The 20,256-nt window shown below is 65.0% G+C and carries 20 protein-coding genes; 7 read left to right on the plus strand and 13 right to left on the minus strand.

What is annotated here, in order from left to right:
* Nucleotides 1–23: 23 nt before the first annotated feature.
* A complete protein-coding gene (locus MSIL_RS10850) occupies nucleotides 24–2,120 on the minus strand; it encodes a bifunctional serine/threonine-protein kinase/formylglycine-generating enzyme family protein (RefSeq protein ID WP_012591133.1) in 2,097 nt (698 codons plus the stop codon).
* 521 nt (nucleotides 2,121–2,641) lie between these two features.
* On the opposite strand from MSIL_RS10850, the gene MSIL_RS10855 reads away from it, so the two are divergent.
* Nucleotides 2,642–3,118 (plus strand): hypothetical protein, encoded by a 477-nt coding sequence (locus MSIL_RS10855; RefSeq protein WP_041367903.1) that lies wholly within the window; start codon nucleotides 2,642–2,644, stop codon nucleotides 3,116–3,118.
* Nucleotides 3,119–3,324: 206 nt separating this feature from the next.
* Here MSIL_RS10855 and MSIL_RS10860 read toward each other — a convergent pair whose 3' ends face one another.
* Both MSIL_RS10860 and parC read right to left on the minus strand, forming a co-directional pair.
* Nucleotides 3,325–4,074, minus strand: a complete 750-nt coding sequence (locus tag MSIL_RS10860) for a hypothetical protein (protein ID WP_012591135.1) — start codon at nucleotides 4,072–4,074, stop codon at nucleotides 3,325–3,327.
* A gap of 67 nt (nucleotides 4,075–4,141) precedes the next feature.
* Nucleotides 4,142–6,394 carry a DNA topoisomerase IV subunit A gene (parC, locus tag MSIL_RS10865; RefSeq protein ID WP_012591136.1) on the minus strand — a complete coding sequence of 751 codons (2,253 nt, stop codon included), beginning with the start codon at nucleotides 6,392–6,394 and terminating at the stop codon, nucleotides 4,142–4,144.
* A gap of 261 nt (nucleotides 6,395–6,655) precedes the next feature.
* On the opposite strand from parC, the gene MSIL_RS10870 reads away from it, so the two are divergent.
* Nucleotides 6,656–6,889, plus strand: a complete 234-nt coding sequence (locus tag MSIL_RS10870) for a hypothetical protein (protein WP_012591137.1) — start codon at nucleotides 6,656–6,658, stop codon at nucleotides 6,887–6,889.
* A 44-nt stretch (nucleotides 6,890–6,933) separates the two neighbouring features.
* Here the strand turns inward: MSIL_RS10870 and MSIL_RS10875 are convergent, their stop codons facing one another.
* Nucleotides 6,934–8,001 (minus strand): SDR family oxidoreductase, encoded by a 1,068-nt coding sequence (locus MSIL_RS10875; RefSeq protein ID WP_012591138.1) that lies wholly within the window; start codon nucleotides 7,999–8,001, stop codon nucleotides 6,934–6,936.
* Nucleotides 8,002–8,090: 89 nt separating this feature from the next.
* Between MSIL_RS10875 and MSIL_RS10880 the strand changes: the two genes are divergently transcribed.
* Nucleotides 8,091–8,546 (plus strand): winged helix-turn-helix transcriptional regulator, encoded by a 456-nt coding sequence (locus MSIL_RS10880; protein WP_244406111.1) that lies wholly within the window; start codon nucleotides 8,091–8,093, stop codon nucleotides 8,544–8,546.
* Here MSIL_RS10880 and MSIL_RS10885 read toward each other — a convergent pair.
* Complete coding sequence (locus MSIL_RS10885) at nucleotides 8,496–9,770, minus strand: adenosylmethionine--8-amino-7-oxononanoate transaminase (protein WP_012591140.1); 1,275 nt, start codon at nucleotides 9,768–9,770, stop codon at nucleotides 8,496–8,498. The genes MSIL_RS10880 and MSIL_RS10885 overlap by 51 nt on opposite strands.
* A gap of 165 nt (nucleotides 9,771–9,935) precedes the next feature.
* On the opposite strand from MSIL_RS10885, the gene bioF reads away from it, so the two are divergent.
* Both bioF and bioD read left to right on the plus strand, forming a co-directional pair.
* Nucleotides 9,936–11,027, plus strand: coding sequence for an 8-amino-7-oxononanoate synthase (bioF, locus tag MSIL_RS10890; RefSeq protein ID WP_083772210.1), 1,092 nt, complete (start codon nucleotides 9,936–9,938; stop codon nucleotides 11,025–11,027).
* 4 nt (nucleotides 11,028–11,031) lie between these two features.
* Nucleotides 11,032–11,703 (plus strand): dethiobiotin synthase, encoded by a 672-nt coding sequence (gene bioD, locus MSIL_RS10895; protein ID WP_012591142.1) that lies wholly within the window; start codon nucleotides 11,032–11,034, stop codon nucleotides 11,701–11,703.
* A 57-nt stretch (nucleotides 11,704–11,760) separates the two neighbouring features.
* Here the strand turns inward: bioD and MSIL_RS10900 are convergent, their stop codons facing one another.
* The 7 genes from MSIL_RS10900 to MSIL_RS10930 all read right to left on the minus strand — a co-directional run bounded on the left by MSIL_RS10900 (nucleotide 11,761) and on the right by MSIL_RS10930 (nucleotide 17,778).
* A complete protein-coding gene (locus tag MSIL_RS10900; protein WP_012591143.1) occupies nucleotides 11,761–12,321 on the minus strand; it encodes a TetR/AcrR family transcriptional regulator in 561 nt (186 codons plus the stop codon).
* 6 nt (nucleotides 12,322–12,327) lie between these two features.
* The gene (locus MSIL_RS10905) at nucleotides 12,328–12,801 is read right to left on the minus strand and encodes a nuclear transport factor 2 family protein (protein ID WP_012591144.1); all 474 of its coding nucleotides are present in this window, start codon (nucleotides 12,799–12,801) and stop codon (nucleotides 12,328–12,330) included.
* Between the two features lie 124 nt (nucleotides 12,802–12,925).
* Nucleotides 12,926–13,672: an ABC transporter permease gene (locus MSIL_RS10910; RefSeq protein WP_012591145.1), complete on the minus strand. Its 747-nt coding sequence runs from the start codon at nucleotides 13,670–13,672 to the stop codon at nucleotides 12,926–12,928.
* Nucleotides 13,669–14,607 (minus strand): ABC transporter ATP-binding protein, encoded by a 939-nt coding sequence (locus MSIL_RS10915; RefSeq protein ID WP_012591146.1) that lies wholly within the window; start codon nucleotides 14,605–14,607, stop codon nucleotides 13,669–13,671. Before MSIL_RS10915 ends, MSIL_RS10910 begins: the two co-directional genes overlap by 4 nt.
* Nucleotides 14,604–15,773 carry an ABC transporter permease gene (locus MSIL_RS10920; RefSeq protein ID WP_012591147.1) on the minus strand — a complete coding sequence of 390 codons (1,170 nt, stop codon included), beginning with the start codon at nucleotides 15,771–15,773 and terminating at the stop codon, nucleotides 14,604–14,606. The genes MSIL_RS10915 and MSIL_RS10920 overlap by 4 nt, the downstream gene beginning before the upstream one ends.
* The gene (locus MSIL_RS10925; protein WP_012591148.1) at nucleotides 15,770–16,690 is read right to left on the minus strand and encodes an ABC transporter substrate-binding protein; all 921 of its coding nucleotides are present in this window, start codon (nucleotides 16,688–16,690) and stop codon (nucleotides 15,770–15,772) included. The genes MSIL_RS10920 and MSIL_RS10925 overlap by 4 nt, the downstream gene beginning before the upstream one ends.
* Nucleotides 16,687–17,778, minus strand: coding sequence for an ATP-dependent DNA helicase (locus tag MSIL_RS10930; RefSeq protein WP_012591149.1), 1,092 nt, complete (start codon nucleotides 17,776–17,778; stop codon nucleotides 16,687–16,689). Before MSIL_RS10930 ends, MSIL_RS10925 begins: the two co-directional genes overlap by 4 nt.
* Before the next feature lie 147 nt (nucleotides 17,779–17,925).
* Here MSIL_RS10930 and MSIL_RS10935 point away from each other — a divergent pair, with 147 nt between their 5' ends.
* Nucleotides 17,926–18,429: a DUF3455 domain-containing protein gene (locus MSIL_RS10935; RefSeq protein ID WP_012591150.1), complete on the plus strand. Its 504-nt coding sequence runs from the start codon at nucleotides 17,926–17,928 to the stop codon at nucleotides 18,427–18,429.
* 120 nt (nucleotides 18,430–18,549) lie between these two features.
* Here MSIL_RS10935 and msrP read toward each other — a convergent pair whose 3' ends face one another.
* On the minus strand, nucleotides 18,550–19,542 hold the full coding sequence (gene msrP / locus MSIL_RS10940; protein ID WP_012591151.1) for a protein-methionine-sulfoxide reductase catalytic subunit MsrP: 993 nt from the start codon (nucleotides 19,540–19,542) through the stop codon (nucleotides 18,550–18,552).
* A gap of 146 nt (nucleotides 19,543–19,688) precedes the next feature.
* Between msrP and MSIL_RS10945 the strand changes: the two genes are divergently transcribed.
* Nucleotides 19,689–20,015 carry an SRPBCC domain-containing protein gene (locus MSIL_RS10945; RefSeq protein ID WP_012591152.1) on the plus strand — a complete coding sequence of 109 codons (327 nt, stop codon included), beginning with the start codon at nucleotides 19,689–19,691 and terminating at the stop codon, nucleotides 20,013–20,015.
* Nucleotides 20,016–20,256 lie beyond the last annotated feature (241 nt).

Below are 20,256 nucleotides of genomic sequence, written 5' to 3' on the forward strand. Positions count from 1 at the left end.
GGCGCCGTCGTTCCGCCAAGCCGTTATGGGTCGCGGCCGACGCGAAGTCCGTGGCCGGGGTAGCGGACTTTCGGATCGTAGAATTCCCGGTTGGTGACCCTGAGATCCGCGGGCGCGCTGTTCCATGAGCCGCCGCGCAGAACCCGCTCGGGGCAGTTCGGACTTATCCAGGCGCTCCCATCGATCGGCGCGCCTTTAAAGCTGCGATGCCAACAGTCCGCCACCCATTGCGACACCGAGCCGGTCACATCCTGGAGGCCAAAGCCGTTCGGCGGGAACAGACCGATCTTGGGCGGCCCTTCGGTTTTTTGGTCGCCGCAGGAGCGGCACGCCGCCATGTCCGGCTTGAATTGTTCGCCCCACCAATAGCGCGTCGGGGCGCCGCCGCGCGCCGCATATTCCCACTCCGCTTCGCTGAGGAGGCGATAGCGATGGCCGGTCAGCTTCGAGAGCCAGTCGACATATTGCGCAGCGTCGTCCCAACTGAGGTTGTGGACGGGGGCTCCCTCGTCGCCGCCAGGATCGAAGCTGCACCCTTTCGCGTCGACGCAGAGCCGCCATTCGCCCTCCGTGACCGGGAAGCGCCCGACTGCAAAAGGCGCGACCTTGACCTTGCGGATCGGTTTTTCGCTCGGATCGGCGTTGCTGCCCATGGAAAAAACGCCGGCTGGCAGCGGCAGCATTTCCGGACATCCGTCGCAGTCGCGGATCGCGCCCTCGGGCGAGGGAGCAGAGGAGCCCGACGGCGCCGCGGGTCGCGCGACAATGCCCGCGGTCTCCACCTCATTCGGCTCCACGGCCGGCCGCGGGGGCCGCGCCGGGGGCGCTGCGGGCGAAACCTCCGAGAGCTTGAGCTCCGAGAGTTGCGCGGCGGTCGCGTGGTCGGGCGCCGCGCCCGGCGGCTCCGACGCCGTTGCGGGGACCCCCGCCGGCGCGCTGAGGATTGGCGACGCCGGCGCGAGCGGACCTGGATTGGGGGGGATTGGATTCGTCGCGGTTTGGACAGGCGGCGCAGGCGCGGCGGGCGGCGGCGCGGCGGCAGACGCCGGCGACGGGGGAGACGGTTCGGCGGGCGGCGGCGCCGCATCGGAAGGCGCTTCCGCGGTGAGGCGCGGCGCCCCCAGCGGGAATTCGCTGAGATTGCTCGATTTACGATCGCCCAGGCTGAGCATGGCGACCGCGCCGGCGCCGATCAGCGCCGCGACCCCCGCCGCTGCGGCCGGCAGGATCCAGCGGCGCTTTTGCGGGACCGGCCGGCCCGCCGGGGCGGGCGCTATGACCGTCGGGGCGGAGGCGACCTCGGCCATGGTCGGGCGGTCCTCCGGGCGCGGCTGCAGCATGCTGCGCAGCAGCGGGCGCATCTCGGCGGGCATTTCGCTCAGATCCGGCACGCTGCTGCGTTTTCGCACCACTTCGGCCGGCAGACCGCCCATGTCGATCGGCCGTCCCACCAGCGCGGCGGCGAGCGTGAGGCCGAGACTGTAGACATCGGATTTGGTGGTGACCTCGCCGCCGAAGAGGCCGATTTGCTCGGGCGAGACATAGTTCGACTTGCCGGCGAACTCGCCGCCGATCACCGTCGCGTCGCCCTTCGAGTCGCGGGCGATGCCGAAATCGATGATTTTGGCCCGGTTGGGGTCGTTGTCGGGAAGAATGATATTGTCGGGCGACAGATCGCGGTGGATCACGCCTGCGCGATGCGCGACGTCAAGCCCGGCCGCGAGCCGCCGCTGCAGGATGCGCACCGTGCCAAGATCGAGCGGCCCGCGCTCGAGCAGGCTGGCGAGCGATTCCCCTTCGACGAACTCCATCGCGAGATAGGGGCAGCGAAGCTCGGGATCGGTCGTGAAGAGATAATAACGCACGATGGCCTCGTGCGGGCTCCGATGCAGCGCCGCGGCCTCCTTGCGGAAGAGAGCCAGATAGGTGTCGCTCTGGGCGAGTTCCGGGCGGATCATCTTGATCGCCACCTTGTCGGCGGTCTCGATGGTATGGCCGACAAAGACCTGCCCCATCCCGCCCGTGGCGATCAGCCGGTCGATTACATAGATGTCATTGAGCCGCGTGCCGGGTCCCGCCAGCGCATAGGAAGCAAGCGGAGGGGAGGTCGGCTCTTTCAATGAAGCGGCTCCGTTCGATTCCGCGAGACTGACATCCGGTCGGCGCGCCGTGAGGCGGCCCCGGATATGGTAGTGCGGCGCGGCCCTCAGGGCCATGCCAAAATTGTACCGGCGGACGTTGATTTCTCAAACTATTTGGACGACGGCGCCGGAAGTCGGTTCAAACGCCGCGCCGCCGCGAACGCGGACAGGACAACGAATGACCTTGGCCGTTTATACTTGATGGTTGCGAATTCTTGCGTTTATTTTTTTCTTAACGCGTGCGCTAGAGCATATTCCGATCGAACGGGCTCAATGTATCGCAATAACTCCAAGCTTTTGAAGCGGAAGCGATTTTTGCTCAGCCGAGTGAGTTCGGCCGGGTCTTAAGAATCGCTAACTCAAGCGATCGGAGTTTAGCCATGCGATCATACGCGCGTTCAACGACACTTTTCGCAGCCGCCGCCTCCCTCCTGATCCTCAGCGCCCCATCATCGCCTTCGCGCGCCGCAAGCAGCGACGCAGGGGTTCCGAGCGCGCCGGTGGCTGAACAATCTGGCGCTCAGGCCGCCCCCCTGCCGGCGCCGACGGGCCAGGCCGCCCGTTACGTCATCCCCTTTTACACGTCGCAAACGGCGTTTTCGACCGGACGCAGCGTCACCGTGGTGGGGATCTTCAATAACAGCAATGTCGCCTGCTCGGTTTTCGTTCAGTTCCAGTTCGCCAGCCAAACAAGCAGCATCTGCACGATCACCGCGACCGTCCCGGCAAGAACCTCGGCGCAATTGTGCAGCCGCCCGGTCGGCGATCCGCTGGCGCCCTGCAATTCGAGCTGCCCAAGCGGCGGGCTGACCTTCAACACCGGCCACGCCTATGTCGGCTCCAGCTCCGCGCCGCCAGGGTGCAAGATGATCGCGGTCGATCCGCGCATCTATTACACCACCGGCTCCGATTCGGTGATTTTGGGAAGCAGCCAGCTCTCTCTGGTGCCGGTCAATGCGGCCAACAAGGGCGATTAAGGGCCGGGGTTTGAGGGAAGGCCGGTCGTGCTCGGCATGCCCTCGGCTCAACCCAATCGAAGACTGCAACGGCCGCGCGGGTCATAGGGCGACGCGTTTTCGGTGTCCGGATCTGCGCGGTGAAGAATGAAAAGAAGCGTATAAGGCGCGCTCGCCGGCGGCGGCGATTGCAATCGTAGGGTTGAAAAGGATCGGGACGAGCCGGTTCACTTCGCTGGCTCTTGCAATACTGGGCGGCAGATCGTTTCGATGAGGACAATAGCGCGGTCGACGTCGTCGCCTATCGTGTCCGGCGTTGCCGCTCCCTGCCAGATATCTCCCTGCATTTTATCCCAAAGTGCGAGGTTATCTGGCGTGGATGTCTGAGAGTCCTTGTCCGCCCAATCAATCAGCGAGCGCGCCGAGACAATAATCGTACTCAAGGCGCGATACACAATTTCGAACGGCTCATCCGCTTCTTTGCCGAACCAAGCCGTCATGCGATAGCGCCTCGACATAAGATCAGCTATCTCCTTTCTGCGCGCTTCAAAGCGTTCGACGATCGCGTAATAGGCGTCTCGCATCCTCGCTACGTCTTCGCTTTCGCCGGGCATTATTGGACGATTCTTGCCTTCGTCGGGATAGCCGCCGGGAGAGCGGATAGCCCGGATCGTGTCGACCATCTGGTAAAAAGCGGAAAGAACTTCCTCCGCCAAATCCTGCCGACGCTTCCGGTCGGCAAGGCTCGCGTCTAGTGCGATCTTCTTCTCGGCCAACGCGATGTCGGCGTTCACCTTCCGCTCGGCTAGTTGTTCGTCGAATCCAAGCTTTTGCGCCGCCTGGTTCTGATCAAATGCCAGTTTTTCGGTATGGATAGCGCGAGCCGTGCAAGTCGATACGATCAAGCCAACTACAGAGACAATCCCCGAAACGCCGGCGGCGATAACGGCCGGCCCTATGAACGATCCCCACTCCACAGTGCACCCCGACCTCCAATATAAAAGACATTATCGCATAGATTTCGGTTGTATTTAGACTTTCCACTCACCTAAACCGGTTGTTCTTCGGAAAACCTCGCGGCGGCAGACGGCCGGCTTCGGCGCGGTTGCCGATCCATTCCGCCAACTCCGGCTTCGCGACAACAAAAACGCGCCCCGCCGAATCTTTCCAGCTCAGCCCCTCGACTATTGAAAAAACCTTGGCGTCGGCGACGCCCCCGTCGCGGTATTTTTGCAGGCGCACGCCTTTGCCACGCGCCATTTCCGGAACCTGATCCAGCGGAAACACCAGCAGCTTTCTGTTCTCGCCGATGATCGCGACATGGTCGCCGTCGGCCGGGACGATGATTTTCGCGATCCCCGGCTTTTCCACATTGAGCAGCAGCTTGCCCTTGCGCGTGCCGCCAATCATCTCGTCCTGCGAAACGACGAAGCCGCGTCCGTCATCGGTCGCGACCAGCATTTTTTGCCCCGGCGCATAGGGAAACACAGCGGCGACGCTCTCGCCTTCGCCAATGTCGGCGAGCAGGCGCAAGGGCTCGCCCTGGCTGCGCCCGCCCGGCAATTTGCCGGCGTCGAGGGTGAAAATCTTTCCATCGCCCGACAGCACGAGAATCTTCGACGTCGTCTCGGCAAAAAAGGAGATGTGCAGCGAATCATCGCCCTTGAATTGCAGTCCCGACAGATCGGCGACCTGGCCCTTCAACGCGCGGATCCAGCCCTTTTCGGACACCACCACCGTCACCGGCTCGCGCTCGACCATGGCGCTGGCAAAATCGATCTCGCCGACGTCGGGCGCTTCGGCGAAGCTCGTGCGGCGGCGCCCGAGTTTGGTTTCGGGCCCATATTTCTTCTTGAGATCGCGGATCTCGGCGGCGATCTTTTTCCACTGCCTCGCCTCGTCGGCAAGCAAGGCCTCGAGCTCCAGTTTTTCCTTTTCGAGCGCCTCATGCTCGCGCTGGATTTGCATTTCCTCGAGCCGGCGCAGGCTGCGCAGCCGCGTGTCGAGGACATAATTGACCTGCATGTCGGAGAGGCTGAAGGCCAGTTGCAGCCGCTCCTTCGGCTCATCCTCCTCGCGGATGATGCGGATCACCTCGTCGAGATTGAGGAAGACGATGAGCATGCCGGCCAGCAGCTCGAGCCGGCGCACGATTTCGGCGAGGCGGTGGCGCGCGCGGCGCACCAGCACCTCGCGGCGATGGTCGAGCCATTGCTGCAGCGCCTCCTTGAAGGAGACGACGCGCGGCGCGACGCCGTCAACCAGCACATTGAGATTGACCGGAAAGCGCGTCTCAAGCTCGGTCAGCCGGAACAGATGCTCCATCAAAAGCGCGGGATCGACCGTGCGGCTTTTGGGCTCGATGACGACGCGCACATCCTCGGCCGATTCGTCGCGGATGTCGGCGACGAGCGGCAGCTTCTTGTCGTTCAAAAGCTCGGCGATCTTTTCGATCAGCCGCGATTTTTGCACCATGTAGGGGATTTCGGTGACGACGATCGTCCAGGCGCCGCGCGCGGCCTCCTCCTTCGACCAGCGCGCGCGAAGGCGCAGCGATCCGCGGCCGGTCCGGTAGGTTTCCGCGATGGATTGTTTTGATTCGACCAGCACGCCGCCGGTCGGGAAATCCGGCCCCGGCGCGAAGCTCAGAAGCTGATCAGTCGAGGCGTCGGAATGGGAGAGCAGATAAAGCGCGGCGTCACAGAGTTCGGCAAGATTATGCGGCGGGATCGAGGTCGCCATGCCGACCGCGATGCCCTGCGCGCCATTGGCCAGCAGATTGGGCAGCGCCGAGGGCAGCACCACCGGCTCCTGCTGGTCGCCGGAATAATTGTCGCGGAAATCGACGCTGTCCTCGTCGATGCCCTCCAGGAGAAGGCGCGCGACGTCGGTCATGCGCGCTTCGGTGTAGCGATAGGCGGCGGCGCCGTCGCCGTCGATATTGCCGAAATTGCCCTGCCCGTCGACCAGCGGATAGCGCGAGGAAAAATCCTGCGCGAGGCGCACGAGGGCGTCATAGATCGCCTGATCGCCGTGCGGATGGAACGAGCCCATCACGTCGCCGACGATCTTCGCGCATTTCTTGAAGGCGGTTCCGGGGTCGAGCCTGAGAATCTGCATGCCGTAGAGGATGCGGCGATGCACGGGCTTTAGCCCGTCGCGCGCGTCCGGCAGGGCGCGGCCCATGATGGTCGAAAGCGCATAGGCGAGATAGCGCTCTTCCAGCGCCTCGCGCAGATTGACGGGTTCGGTTCCGCCGGAGGACGGCGGCGCGGGAGGAGAGACGGTCTTGCCCATTCAAAGACGCCTAGCGGAGGCGGCGCGGCGGCGCAAGTTCCGTTTTTGTTCTGGATGACGCCCGAACCTGCCGAACATCAAAACGCCTTACCGAACCCCGCGCACTGTGTCCCCCCTGCACTAGTTTGGCGGGGGCGCCTCAGCTACCTAGCATCCGGACTGTGGAGCCGTTTTTTTTCGATGGCGGGAAGCCGCGCAAGCGGAACCGTAAGGGCAGCTTAGCTGTTTAGCTTATCGAAGCGGCATAGGAATGGATGCGACATGATCAGGCTGGGTTCGATCTTCGGTTTTGTCCTCAGTCTCGGCCTCATTTTCGCAATCTATATGGGAACCCCGGACCCCTCGCTCGCCGATTCGCAGGCGAGCGCAGCGCTGGCCGAAGGCTGCGTCGCTGAAAAAGTCGCGCTCGACGAAGGCTATGGCGTCACCCGCACCGAGACCCATGTCGTCTGCCCGAAGGCGCCCGAAGAAAAGGCCAAGGGCGCAAAGGACTGAGTTCCGTTGGCTGGCGTCGCCAAGGGCGGCCGGCCGGCTTGGAGTCAAGCCGGCGGGATAAGCCTGTCCGCGCGCAGCTCCGCAAACAAATCGAAGAAGGCGTCGTCAGTCGGCTGGTAGGCGGTAAAGCCGAGCTTCCGGCTTTTCGACATGTCGGTAACGACCTCAATCGGCCGTCCGAGATCGGCGTCCGTATGCCACGGCGACGCCAGCCGCGCGATGTCCGGCTCGCCCAGGCCATAGCGCTCCGCGATCGCGCGCCAAACGGGCGCGTCGTTGGCCATCTGCTTTTCCAACGGCTCGACCCGCCCATCGAAGGGCGCCGCCTCGATCCCGAACCAGTCGGCGATGCGGCTCCACATCCAGCTCCAGCGAAAAATATCGCCATTGACGACATTAAACGCTTGGTTCGCCGCCGACGGAGTCGTCGCCGCCCAGAGCAGATGACGCGCGAGCAGGCGCGAATCCGTCATATCGGACAGGCCATTCCATTGGGCGGCCGAACCTGGAAAACGGAACGGCCTTCCCGTCTCCCGGCAGATGACGGCATAGACCGCCAGAGTTGTTCCCATATTCATCGCATTGCCGACGGCCTTGCCGATGATCGTATGCGGCCGATGCACGCTCCACCCGAATCCGTCGCGGGCGGCGGCGGCGAAGACTTCATCCTCCTGCGCGTAATAAAAATTCTCGACGTCGAGCCGTGGCTGCTCCTCGCGAAAAGGGGTCGCCGGCAGCGTTCCCTTCCCATAGGCCTCGAACGGTCCAAGATAGTGTTTCAGGCCCGTCACGAGAGCAACGTGGCGGACGCTTCCGGCCGGGCGCAGGGCGTCGAGCAGATTGCGCGCCATGGCGCGATTGACCTTGATATTTTCGGCCTCGGTCGCCTGCCGCGACCAATTGGTCAGAAAAACATGGCTCGGGCGGATCCCGGCCAGCGCCGGGGAAAGGGAGGCCGGCTCCTGCAGATCGGAGGCGATCGGCGTGACGCCTTTTTGCGCCAATGGTTTGCGCGCGAGCCCGAACACTTCCCAGCCGTTCTCCACGAAGAGGGTTGCGGCGGCGGCGCCGACGATGCCGCTCACGCCGGCGATAAGGGCGGTCTTTGTCATGGTTTGGCTCCTGACGGGTCTTCGTCCTATCTAAGGGGAGCCCCAGCGCCGCGCCAGAAGGCGCCAAAACGGGTTATGGGCTCCAAAAGGTGACCGCCGATATGGATCAAGGCACGCCGGATGACGAAGGCCGCGAGGATTGCGCGCCGCGTCGCATCCTCGAGATTTTCGCCGTCAAATGGACCAGTATGGCGCTGCACACGCTGCACGCGCGCCTCGGCGGCTGCGCGCGGGCTGGCGTGCTCCACCGCAGCCTGCCCGGCATTTCCAAGAAAATGTTGAATCAGACGCTGCGCGAGATGGAGGCGAGCGGGCTCATTGCCCGACGGGTGCGCGACACGCGGCCGCCCGCGGTCGAATATCGCGTAACGCCTCTCGGCGCGCGCTTCGTCGAGCCGCTGGAAATGCTCTATGACTGGGCGCGCGCCAATAGCGACGCCCTCGACGCGCTGCAGCCGCGGCCAACATCCCGCAGGCGCCAGCCCTCCGCCAGCCTAGCTCCCCCGCGCGCGCTCGCCGACCACGGCGACCACAGCATCGGTTAGACATTTCAGCTCGCCCTCGCCGATTGTCAGGGCCGGCGTCAGATAGACGATGTTGCGGAACGGGCGCACCCAGACGCCCGCCTCGACGAAACGCCGCTTCAGCCCGTTCATATCGTCGATGCGGTCGAGCTCGACGACGCCGATGGCGCCGAGCACGCGCACATCCTTGACCCGCGGAAAATCGCGGCAGGGGGCGAGACCCAGCTTCAGCGCCTCGCTGATCGCGGCCGCCTGGGCGAGGCGCGGCTCCTGCTCGAACAGATCTAGCGAAGCGTTGGCGGCGGCGCAAGCGAGCGGATTGGCCATGAAGGTCGGGCCGTGCATCAGCGCATGCAGAGGATCGTCCGACAGAAAACCTTCGAAAATTTTTCGGCTCGCGATGGTCGCGGCGAGGCCCATCGTGCCGCCGGTCAAGGCTTTCGACAGCGCCACGATATCGGGGACGACGCCGGCCGACTCGCAGGCGAACATGGTCCCGGTGCGGCCGAATCCGGTAAAGACCTCGTCGAAAATCAGCAAGATCCCATGCCGGTCGGCGGCGCGGCGCAGTTTCTGTAAGACCTCGGCTCCGTGAAAGATCATGCCGCCGGCGCCCTGCGCCAGGGGCTCGACGACAATAGCGGCAAGCTCCTCCGCATGCGCGGCGAGCAGTCGATCGAAGGCCGCTTCGCTCGCCTCATCGACCGGGAGATCGGCAATGATTTGTTTCGCCAAAGCGCCGGCGAACAGGCTGTGCATCCCTTCCTCGGGATCGCAGACCGACATGCAGGCGAAGGTGTCGCCATGATATCCGCCCCGGAACGACAAGAATTTCGTGCGGCCTGTAAAACCCTGGTTGAGCCAGAACTGCACGGACATTTTCATCGCCACTTCGACGGCGACGGAGCCGCTGTCGCAAAAGAACACGCGCTCCAGCGGATCGGGCAAAAGCGCGGCGAGGCGGCGCGCCAGAGTCAGCGCCGGCTCATGCGCGAGGCCGCCGAACATGACATGCGGCATTTTATCGAGCTGGCCGCGAACCGCCTGCGCGATATGCGGGTGGTTATAGCCGTGGCAGGCGGTCCACCAGCTGGCGATTCCGTCGATCAGCTCGCGCCCGTCGGCGAGCGTTATGCGCGAACCTTTTGTGCTCGCGACCGGCAGCGGCGGCGGCGTGGTCTGCATCTGCGTATATGGCAGCCAGATATGCGGCAGGCCTTGTTCGAGCCAATCGGCTGCGCTCATGAGTTTTGCCTTAAGCTGATTTTGCGCGCGGTTGCGTTGAGCGCGCATATTGCGCAAAAGCTTGCGTGAAAACAGGCTTTCGCCGCGTTACCGAGGACTTCCGTCCTGACCCATTCGCTGGAACAATTCGCCGCCGCAAAACTCGCCGAACTCGACGCCGCGCATCTGCGCCGGCGGCTGGAGCCCACCGCGCGCGAGGACGGCGTGCATATTCTTCGCGGCGGACGGCGGCTCATTTCCTTTTCCTGCAATGATTATCTCAATCTGACCCATCATCCCGCCGTAAAATCCGCCGCCATCGCGGCGATCAATCTTTATGGCGCGGGCAGCGGCGCGTCGCGGCTCGTCACCGGCAATCATCCGCTGCTCGTCGAGCTTGAAGAGCGCCTCGCGCGGATCAAGGGGACGCAGGCCGCCTGCGTCTTCGGCTCGGGCTATCTCGCCAATACCGGCATCGTGCCGACCCTCACTGGCGCAAAAGATCTGATTCTGATCGACGAATTGGCGCATGCTTGTCTGTTCGCCGGGACGCAGCTCTCGCCCGCCAAAACGATGGTCTTTCGCCACAATGACGTCGCCCACGCCGAAGCGATTCTCGCCGCGAGCCGCGCGCAATATCGGCATGCATTGCTGCTGACCGACGGCGTCTTTTCCATGGACGGCGACCGCGCGCCTCTGGCCACTCTTTCCGCCCTCTGCGCCGCCCATGACGCCTGGCTGATGAGCGACGACGCGCATGGGCTTGGGGTCATCGGCGGCGGGCGCGGTTCGGTGGCGGCCGCCGGCGATCCGCCGGTCCCGCTGCAAATGGGCACGCTGTCGAAAGCGATCGGCGGTTATGGCGGCTATCTCTGCGCCTCGGCCGCCGTAATCGACCTCATGAAGACGCGCGCGCGCACGGTGATCTATTCCACCGGCCTGCCCCCCGCCTCTGCCGGCGCCGCGCTCGCCGCGCTCGAAATCATCGAGAACGAGCCGGAGCTGACGGCAAAGCCGCTCGCCAAGGCTCGGGCGTTTTGCGCGGCGCTGGGCCTGCCGGAGGCGCAAAGCCCGATCGTCCCGGTGATCGTCGGCGCGCCCGAGGCGGCGCTCGACGCCTCGCGGCAATTGGCGGATACGGGCTTTCTCGTTACCGCGATCCGTCCGCCGACGGTTCCCGCCGGCACGGCGCGGCTGCGCTTCGCCTTCACCGCCGGACATGCGGATGAGGATGTCGCAAGGGTGGCGCAAGCCGTGCGCGATATTGTGAAACTGTAAGGCGATGGCGGCCTATTTCATCACCGGCTCCGGAACGGATCTCGGCAAGACTTTTGTCACCGCCGGGCTGTTGCGCGCGTTGCGGGCGCAGGGCCGCGCGGCGGACGCGCTGAAGCCGGTCGTCAGCGGCTTCGATCCCTCCGCGCCAGAGGGCAGCGATCCGGCCGTGCTGCTCGAAGCGCTAGGCCGTCCGCCGACCACGGAGACGCTGCAAAAAATCGCGCCCTGGCGATTCAGGGCGCCGCTTTCGCCCGATATGGCGGCGGCGCTGGAAGGCCGGACGATCGACCTCGACGAGGTCGCCGGTTTTTGCCAGGCTGCGGTGGCGGCGGCCCCCGGCGTCATGCTGATCGAGGGGGCCGGCGGCGTCATGGTTCCGCTGAACCAGCGCGAGACCACCCTCGACCTTATGGCGGCGCTAAAACTGCCGCTGATCTTTGTCGCCGGCTCCTATCTCGGCGCGATCAGCCATGCGCTGACGGGGCTTGAGGCCATGCGGGCGCGCGAGCTTGAAGCGCGGGCGATCATCGTCAATGAAACGTCGGGCTCGTCCGTGACGCTCGCGGCGACGCGCGAAACCCTCGCGCATTTTACTGCCGCCCCTTTGTTGTCGCTGCGATTTAATGATCCGGCCGCGAATAACGCCGCCTTCGCGGCGCTCGCCGCGCAGCTGTGACGACACAAGTCGGCGTCATCGGCGCAGAGCGCCTGAGCGTGGCCGCCAAGTCTTGCTTCACCCCGCCAGCAGCCGCGCCTCGATCCGCGCCATCGCCCGCTCGAATACGGCCGGATCGTCGAGCGCCCGCGCCAGCACCAGCGCGCCCTGGATATTCGCCACCGCCTCTTCAGCGCGATAGGGCACCTCTTTAGGATCGACGCCGCCCCGCTCCAGCGCGCCGGCCAACGCTTCGGTCCAGGCGGCGAAATAATTGCGGATTTTTGCGCTGAAACGGTCGCGCACATTGTCGAGCGCGAAAGCGCCGATCAGGCAGGCGCGCCGGCCCGAGCGGAAATAAGCCTCGACCGATTGGCGCATATCGCCGACGGCCTGCGCCGCATCTTCAGTTTCGCGCAGCGGCCGATAGACATGCGCCTCGAACCAGCTTTCGATGTCGGCCAGCACGGCCTCTGCCATCTCTTCCTTTCCGCCGGGGAAGAAATGATAGAGGCTGCCTTTGCCGAGTCCTGTCTTTGCGCCGATCAGCGTTAGGCTCGCGCCCTCGAAGCCGTTCTCGCGAAACGCCTCGGCGAGAAGCGGCACGATGTCGGAGCGCTCGGCGATCTTGCGCGCCATTGGCGGCTAGAGCCCGAGGTCCGACAGGCCGGGGTGATCCTTGGGGCGATCGCCTTGCGGCCAGAAGAATTTGCGCTGCGATTCATGGATCGGCAGATCATTGATCGAGGCGAAGCGGCGCGTCATCAGACCCTCGGCGTTGAACTCCCAATTCTCATTGCCATAGGCGCGCCGCCAGAAGCCGGAATCATCGCAAAACTCATAGGCGAAGCGGACCGCGATGCGATTATCCGTATAGGCCCAGAGCTCCTTCACCAGCCGATATTCGAGCTCGCGCTCCCATTTGCGCTTCAGGAAGGCCACGATCTCCTTGCGCCCGTTGACGAATTCGGCGCGGTTGCGCCATTCGCTGTCGACGCTGTAGGCGAGCGACACCCGCTCCGGATTGCGGCTGTTCCAGCCATTCTCCGCAAGGCGGATTTTTTCGACCGCGCTCTCGGCAGTAAAAGGCGGCAGCGGCAGGCGTTGTTCCTCGGACATGCATGTCTCCCAACAATTGTACTCTTTGGTCCAGTGCGGACCGTTCGGTACATTAAGATCGGCGCGGCGTCAAATTCTCGGCGCGCGACGGAACAGGATAATGCGATCGGCCCCCCGTCACCAATTATCTTGGGCCCAACGCCGTCTCGAGCGCGGCAAAGCCGCGGTCGGCGGTGATGGCGAGCAGCGCGACGAGGAATCCGCCCTGCAGGATATAGGCGGGGTTTGACGCCGAAAGCCCCTCGAGGATGGGCGATCCGAGCGACAGCGCGCCGACGCTGGAGCCGATCGCCGCCGTGCCGATGTTGATGATCACGGCGCTGCGCAGGCCCGCGAGGATGAAGGGCAGCGCCAGCGGCAGCTCGATCTGGAGCAGCAGGGGTCGCGACGCAAAGCCAACGCCCCGCGCCGCGTCCCGGACGCCGAAGGGGACATTGGCGAGCCCCGTCAAGGCGCCTTCGAGGATCGGGAGAATGGCGTAAAGGCTCAAGGCGGCCAGCGCCGGCGCCGCGCCATAGCCGAGCAGCGGCACGGCCAACGCCAGAACCGCGACGGGCGGAAAAGTCTGGCCGACGGCGGCGACCGCGCTGACGAGCGGGCCGAATTCGCGCCCGCTGTCGCGGGTGACAAAGATCGCGAGGCCAACGCCAATGATCGCCGCAATGAGGCTTGATAAGGCGACGAGTTCGCAATGGGCGAGCGTCAACTCGAAAAAGCTTGCGCGCGTATAGAGCGGACGCGGATCATCCGGAAACAACAGGGCAAACAGCGGCGCGCTAAAGGGCGCGGCGGCAAGCAAGAGAGCGAGCAGCGCCGCCAGCCACAGCGCCGGCTGGCGCAAGGCGCAATTTGTCAGTCGCCGGACCTTCATTGCGGCGCCCCGCCCGCGACGATATCGGCGAGGCTGATTTCGCCGATGATTTCTCCTGTCTCGTCTGCGACGGCGAGACGGCTCACATGATGATCGAGCATCATGTTCAGCGCGGCCCGCAATGTGGCGTTCCCGCCGATCGCTGTTGTCGAAGGGCGATGCGACAGCGGCCGAATTCGGTCGCGAATTTCGACAAGATCGAGCAGCCGCAGCGGCAGCTCGTCGCGGCCGAGAAATCCGCGAACGAACTCGTCGACGGGCCGCATCAATATGTCGGCGGGGGTTCCGGCCTGCGCCACGCGGCCCTTGTTCATCACGACGATGCGCGTCGCCAGGCGCAACGCCTCGTTGATGTCATGGGTGACGAACAGAAACGTCTTGCCGCTGGCCTCATGCAGGCGCCGCATCTCATCCTGCAAGGCGGCGCGGCTGATCGGGTCCAGCGCGGCGAAGGGCTCGTCCATCAGGATGATGTCGGGGTCCGCGGCGAGCGCGCGGGCGACGCCGATCCGCTGCTGCTGGCCTCCCGACAATTCGCGCGGATAGCGGGGAAGCAGAGCCTCGTCGATCTGCATCGCGGCGACGACCTCGGCCATGCGCGCGGCGATCTTGGCGCTGCCCCAGCCAAGCAGCCTCGGCACGGCGGCGATGTTGTGCTCAACCGTCCAATGTGGAAACAGGCCGACCGACTGGATGCAATAGCCGACGCCGCGCCGCAGCGCGATCGGGTCGAGCGTCGCGATGTCGACGCCGCGAATCGCGATCCGTCCTCTGTCCGGCGCGATCATGGCGTTGATCATCCGAAGCACGGTCGACTTGCCGCAGCCGGAGGGGCCGAGCAGCACACAGAAATCGCCCGCCGCCACTTCGAGCGAGACAGTCTCGACCGCAGCCATCGGCCCGAAAAATTTGGCGACGCCGTCGAGCTCGATCATCGTTTTCCCCGCGCAGCGGAGAGGGCCGCCGAGAAAACAAGATCGGCGGCAAGCGCCATCAGGATGATCGGGATCGCGCCGAGCAGCACGAGATCGAGCGCATATTGGCCGATGCCCTGAAAGACGAAGACGCCGAGGCCGCCCGCGCCGATGAGCGCCGCGACCGCGGCAAGCCCGATCGCCTGAATGGCGACGACGCGCAGGCCGGAGATCAGCGCGGGCAGCGCCAGCGGAAACTCGACCGCGAAAAAGAGGCGCCGCCGGTCGAAGCCGATCCCGCGCGCGGCGTCCTTCACATCGGCGCTCACCTCGTTAAAGCCGGTGACGAAGATGCGCACGAGCGGCCCGAGCGAATAGAGCGTAAGGGCGATGATGGCCGGCGCCGCTCCCGTGCCGCCGACGCCCCATGCGCCAAGCAATGGGAAGCGCGCGGCCAGCGCGGCGAGCGGCGCGATCAGCACGCCAAACAGCGCAATGGAGGGAATCGTCTGCACGACGCCGAGGGTTGAAAACAACAGCCCGCGCCAATGGGCCTGGCGCAGCGCCAGCGCGGTCAGGGGGATGCTGACGGCCAAGGCGATCGCGACGCTTGCGCCGACGAGCGCCGCATGGCGCCAAAGCTGAGCCATGAACTCGGCGCGATGGACCGCAAATTCCCTGGCGATCGCCAATTGCGCAAAAACGCCCGCCTGCGCCAGCGCCGCGAAGCCGGCGGCGAAACCCGCGCCGACCGCGACCCGCAAAGCGAACGGCAGACGGCCGCGCTGCGCGGCGTTCAGCGCGCAAAGCAGCGCCAGCGCGACCAGAGTCCAGAAGGCGGCGCCGAGGGACGTGCGCGCGGCCGGCTTCGCGCCCTCGGCCAGGCGATCGGCAAAATGGGCCGCCGTAATAAGACAGCCGAAGAACAAGGCGAACGCGGACCCGATCGCAACGGCGGCGCGCGTCTTTTCGCGGACAAGGCATGAGGCGAGGGCCATCGCCACGAGCGCCCCGGCGATCAAGGCCTGGTCGCCAGGCGGCGCGCGCCACAGCGGCAGCGCGACGCCATCGGCAAGGCGGTTTGCGGCGTGATTGACGAATCCGCCAAATGCAATCGCCGCGACGCCGGCGCAGGCGAGCGTCAGAAGCACGCGATCATGAACAGGCGGCGTCCCGCGCGCGCTCACAGCAGGCTTTTCTCCATCATATAATCGCGCGCGACAAGGGCCGCGTCCTCGCCTTCCACCGCGATTCTTTCATTCAGCGCGCGCAATGTTTTGAGATCGAGGCCCGCAAAAACGGGCGCCAGCGCGCCTCTGATCTGCGGATAGGCGGCGAGCGTCCCGGCGCGAATGACGGGCGCCGGCGCGTAGACCGGCTCGGCGCGGCGCGGGTCTTCGAGCGCGCGAAGATCGAGCGCGTCGAGTGCCCCGTCCGTCGCATAGGCCATCGCAGCGTTGACGCCGGATATGCCGGCGGACGCGGCCTTCATGGTCGCCGTGGTCTCGCCGCCGGAGAGAACCAGCAATTGATCGGCGCTGAGATGAAAATGATAGGCCGCTTCAAAGGCCGGAAGTCCGGCCTCGCTCTCGACAAATTCGGCGGAGGCCGCGAGCTTTGCGCGCGCGCCGGAATTGACCCACGTCGCGAAATCTTCGAGCGTCGACAACGATTGCTCTCGCGCGAGCGCGTTGGGGACGGCGATGACCCAGCTGTTGTCGGCGGGCGCGGGATCGAGCCAGACGAGACTATTGGCCTTAAGGTCCAGCATCGCCGCGCGCAAAAAGCCGGCCCTGGCGTCGCGCCAGACGGGATCGTCTTCCCGATGGAAAAAGAAAGCGGCGTTGCCGGTATATTCGACGCAAAGATCGACCGCGCCGGAGATCAGCGCCTGACGCAAAATCGCGGTCGGTCCGATCTGTAGATTCGCGACAGCCGGCACGCCCGCGCGGCGCAAGGCGATGAGCATCATCTCCCCCAGCAGCGCGCCTTCAAGATCGAGTTTCGAGCTGACGACCACTGGCGCCGCGGCAAAAGTCCCGGCGGCGGAAAACGCCAGCGCCGAGGCGACAAGGCTGCGTCGCGAAAGCAGCGCTGCATTCATATGACGACCGTAAGCCTTTCGGCCGCGCGCGTCACGCCCGTATAGAGCCAGCGGCTGCGATGCTCGCGGAACGCGCCGCTTTCGTCGAACAGCACCACGGAATTCCACTGCGAGCCCTGCGCCTTATGCACGGTCAGCGCATAGCCGTAATCGAACTCATCGGAGTCTCGCCGCGCCTTCGGGGTCAGCGTATCCTCGCGGCCTTGAAAAAACTCCGGCAGCACGCCGATCCGCAGCGGCTTGCGCGCAAGATCGTCCTCCGGCGTCACATGCAGCACGAGCTTTTTCTTGCGCGTCGTTCCCGTCGTCTTGACGAGCCAGACGCCGCCGTTCAGCAAGCCTTTCGTGCTGTCATTGCGCAGGCAGACGAGCCGGTCGCCGGCCTCGGGAAATTCGGAGCTATAGCCATAGAGCTCGCGCATGCGGCGATTGTAGGAGCGCCGGGTGCGATTGACCCCGACCAGCACCTGGTCACTGGCGGTGACGGCGGCGGCGTCGATGTCGCCGCGCGTGATGACGCGGCTCTCGCCATAGGCGCCGGCCTCGAGCCGGCCGCCCTCGCGGACCAGCATCGACAGGCGGATGATCGGATTGTCAGCCGCCTGGCGATGGATCTCGGTCAGCATGACGTCGGGCTCGGCCTCGGTGAAGAAGCCGCCGCCGCGCACGGGCGGCAGCTGCGCCGGATCGCCGAGCACCAGCACCGGCTTGCCGAAGGAGAGCAGATCGCGGCCGAGATTTTCATCGACCATGGAGCATTCGTCGATGATGACGAGGCTCGCCTTGGAGAGCGCGCTGTCTTCATTGAGGACGAAAGTCGGCTCCTCGGCGTCCGCCTCTCTCGGCCGGTAGATCAGGCTGTGGATGGTTCTTGCGCCCTTGCAGCCCTTCGAGCGCAGCATCAGCGCCGCCTTGCCGGTGAAGGCGGCAAAAATCGTCTCGCCGTCGACGTCTTCGGCGATGCGCCGCGCGAGCGTCGTCTTGCCGACGCCGGCATAGCCGAACAGGCGAAACACCTGCGGCTCGCCGCGCTTCACCCACTCCGCGACGGATTTCAGGGCGCGCTCCTGCTGCGGCGACCAGCTCAAGCGGACAAAACCCTGGACGGCTGACGATCGGAAAGGGTCAAGACAGGCTCGTGTGTTGCAAGGTCATAATCTTCTTTGCGCGGCTGGCGGCGAAAGTCCGCCTCGGTTAGATTGCCGCGCCGCGCCGCGCGGCAAAGGGGGGATAGCATGAAAACGACCGCCGCGTTCGCAGGACTGGCCGCTCTGGCGCTGACGGCGCAAGCCGCCCCGGCGCAGGATGCGCTAAGCCCCCCGCCCGGGTCAAACCTTCTGCTCGAGGCCCATGCGCAAGGCGTGCAGGTCTATGTCTGCACGAAAAAGGAAAATGGTTTCGTCTGGGTCCTGGACGGGCCGGCGGCGGCGCTGTTCAACGCCAAGGGTCGCGAGATCGGAACCCATGGCAAGGGGCCGATGTGGACGCTCGCCGACGGCTCGGCGATCGTCGGCGAACTCGTCGCCAAGCAGGACGCGCCCGATAAGGGGTCAATCCCCTGGCTGCTCCTCAAGGTGAAATCGCATACCGGGACGTTCGGCACGCTGACCAATGCGGAGACCGTCCGCCGCATCGACACCGAAGGCGGCGTCGCGCCGCCGGACGGCTGCGACGAGCCCAATCAGGGCGACATCGCGCGCATCCGCTATTCCGCGATGTATCAGTTTTACGGGCAGTAAAAACGCTTCAAGGAGGCGTTTCGCCGGAAACGCCTCGCGGGGCGCATCGGGGCCCCATCCTTCGAGACGCGCCCTTCGGGCGCTCCTCAGGATGAGAGGCTCGAGCGATTCGGCGCTGCCTCAAACGTAAAGCCGCTCCTTCTCCAGCCCGACATAGAGGCCGCCGACGAATTCGCCGTAGCCATTGAAGATCTGCGTCTTGCGGCGCTCATGCGTCCCCAGCACCTCTTCGCTCGCCTGGCTCCAGCGCGGATGCGGCACGTCGGGGTTCACATTGGCCCAAAAGCCATATTCGGACGCCTGCAGCTGCTCCCAGAAGGTTTTCGGCCGCTCGGCGACGAAGGAAATTTTGGTGATCGATTTGATCGACTTGAACCCATATTTCCACGGGACCGCCAGCCGCAGCGGCGCGCCGAACTGCTTTCCGAGCGGCTTGCCATAGGCGCCGGTGACGAGAAAGGCGAGATCGTTTGACGCCTCGGCCATGGTCAGCCCCTCGCCATAGGGCCACGGATACCAGACCTGGCGCTGCCCCGGCGCCATCGAGCGATCCAAAAAGGTCTCGAAGCGCACAAATTTCGCGCCCGACTGGGGCTTTGCCAGATCGACAAGGTGTTTCAGCGGGAAGCCGGTCCAGGGAATCGCCATCGCCCAGGCCTCGACGCAACGGTGCCGGTAAAGACGCTCTTCGAGCGGGGCGGAGGCAATGAGATCGTCGATCCCCATTTCCTTCGGGGCTTCGACAAGACCGTCGATTTTTAGGGTCCAGGGCCGAGTCTTGAGCGCCTGCGCCGCCTCAAAAATATCTTTGCCCGAGCCGAATTCGTAAAAATTATTGTAGTGGGAATTGATCTCCTCCGGCGTCACATCGCGGTCGAGCTTGAACAGATCATTGCGCCCTGCGGGATAACGGCCTTGCGTCTGATCGGGCGCCTCCGGCGCGGCGGGCTTGTCGCCGCCGCCGAACAAAGAGAACGCCTGCGCGGAAGGAGCCGCCGCCAGCGCCGCCGCGGCGACGCCGGCCTTGAGGAGAGAGCGGCGCGCGAAAAAGAGCGCTTCGGGCGTCGCCTCGCGCTCCGGAATCTCCCAGCCTTTGCGGCGATGATAGAACATTGGCGTCTCCTCGCGGTCCCGGCATTGATACGGCGCCCCGAGCGGGATTGTTACAGGGAAGCCGATCACGAGCGCGCGAGGAAGCGTGACGCCTTGAGTGGCGTTAAAGCCCGGCAAACAGGTCGGACTGATCTGTCGCGAGATCCATGGCCGCACCCATCTGTGCCGGCGCAAACCCGCACTGCCGGCCGGCGCACAGGAATGGCTCGACCCGCCGGTTTTCCCAAAGAATACCGGATGCAGAGCCAGATCCGCCCCGAAAACTCGTCATCGCCTGGGACGGGGGCTGCGAGGTTTCCTTCGAACTGACGCCACAGGGCGAGGAAGTCCTGCTCACCGTGATCCACCGCCGCCTGCCCGACCGCGCCATGCTACTCAAGGTCGCCGCCGGCTGGCACACACACCTCGACATTCTGGTCGCCCGCGCGAACGGCGCGGAGCCCGCGACATTCTGGGACCGCTGGAGCGGTTGAGGGCGGAGTATGAGGCGCGGATTTTGGGGTGAGGTGGGATGCGAAGGCTGCGCCGAGCCGGGCTGGGTGAAGCGAGAGAAAGCCGGGCACAGGCAGCCGGATAGGCGAGCAGACAGAATCCCACAAGGGAGCAAGTGTTATACACCCAACTTCGACCCAACTCGCGTTTTCAAAGGCGGCAATTCGTTCACGCCGCCTCGATGACACAGTGTTGCGGCATTGAGCAGTCGAGCCTGATAGA

Source organism: Methylocella silvestris BL2, assembly GCF_000021745.1.
Classification (GTDB): domain Bacteria; phylum Pseudomonadota; class Alphaproteobacteria; order Rhizobiales; family Beijerinckiaceae; genus Methylocapsa; species Methylocapsa silvestris.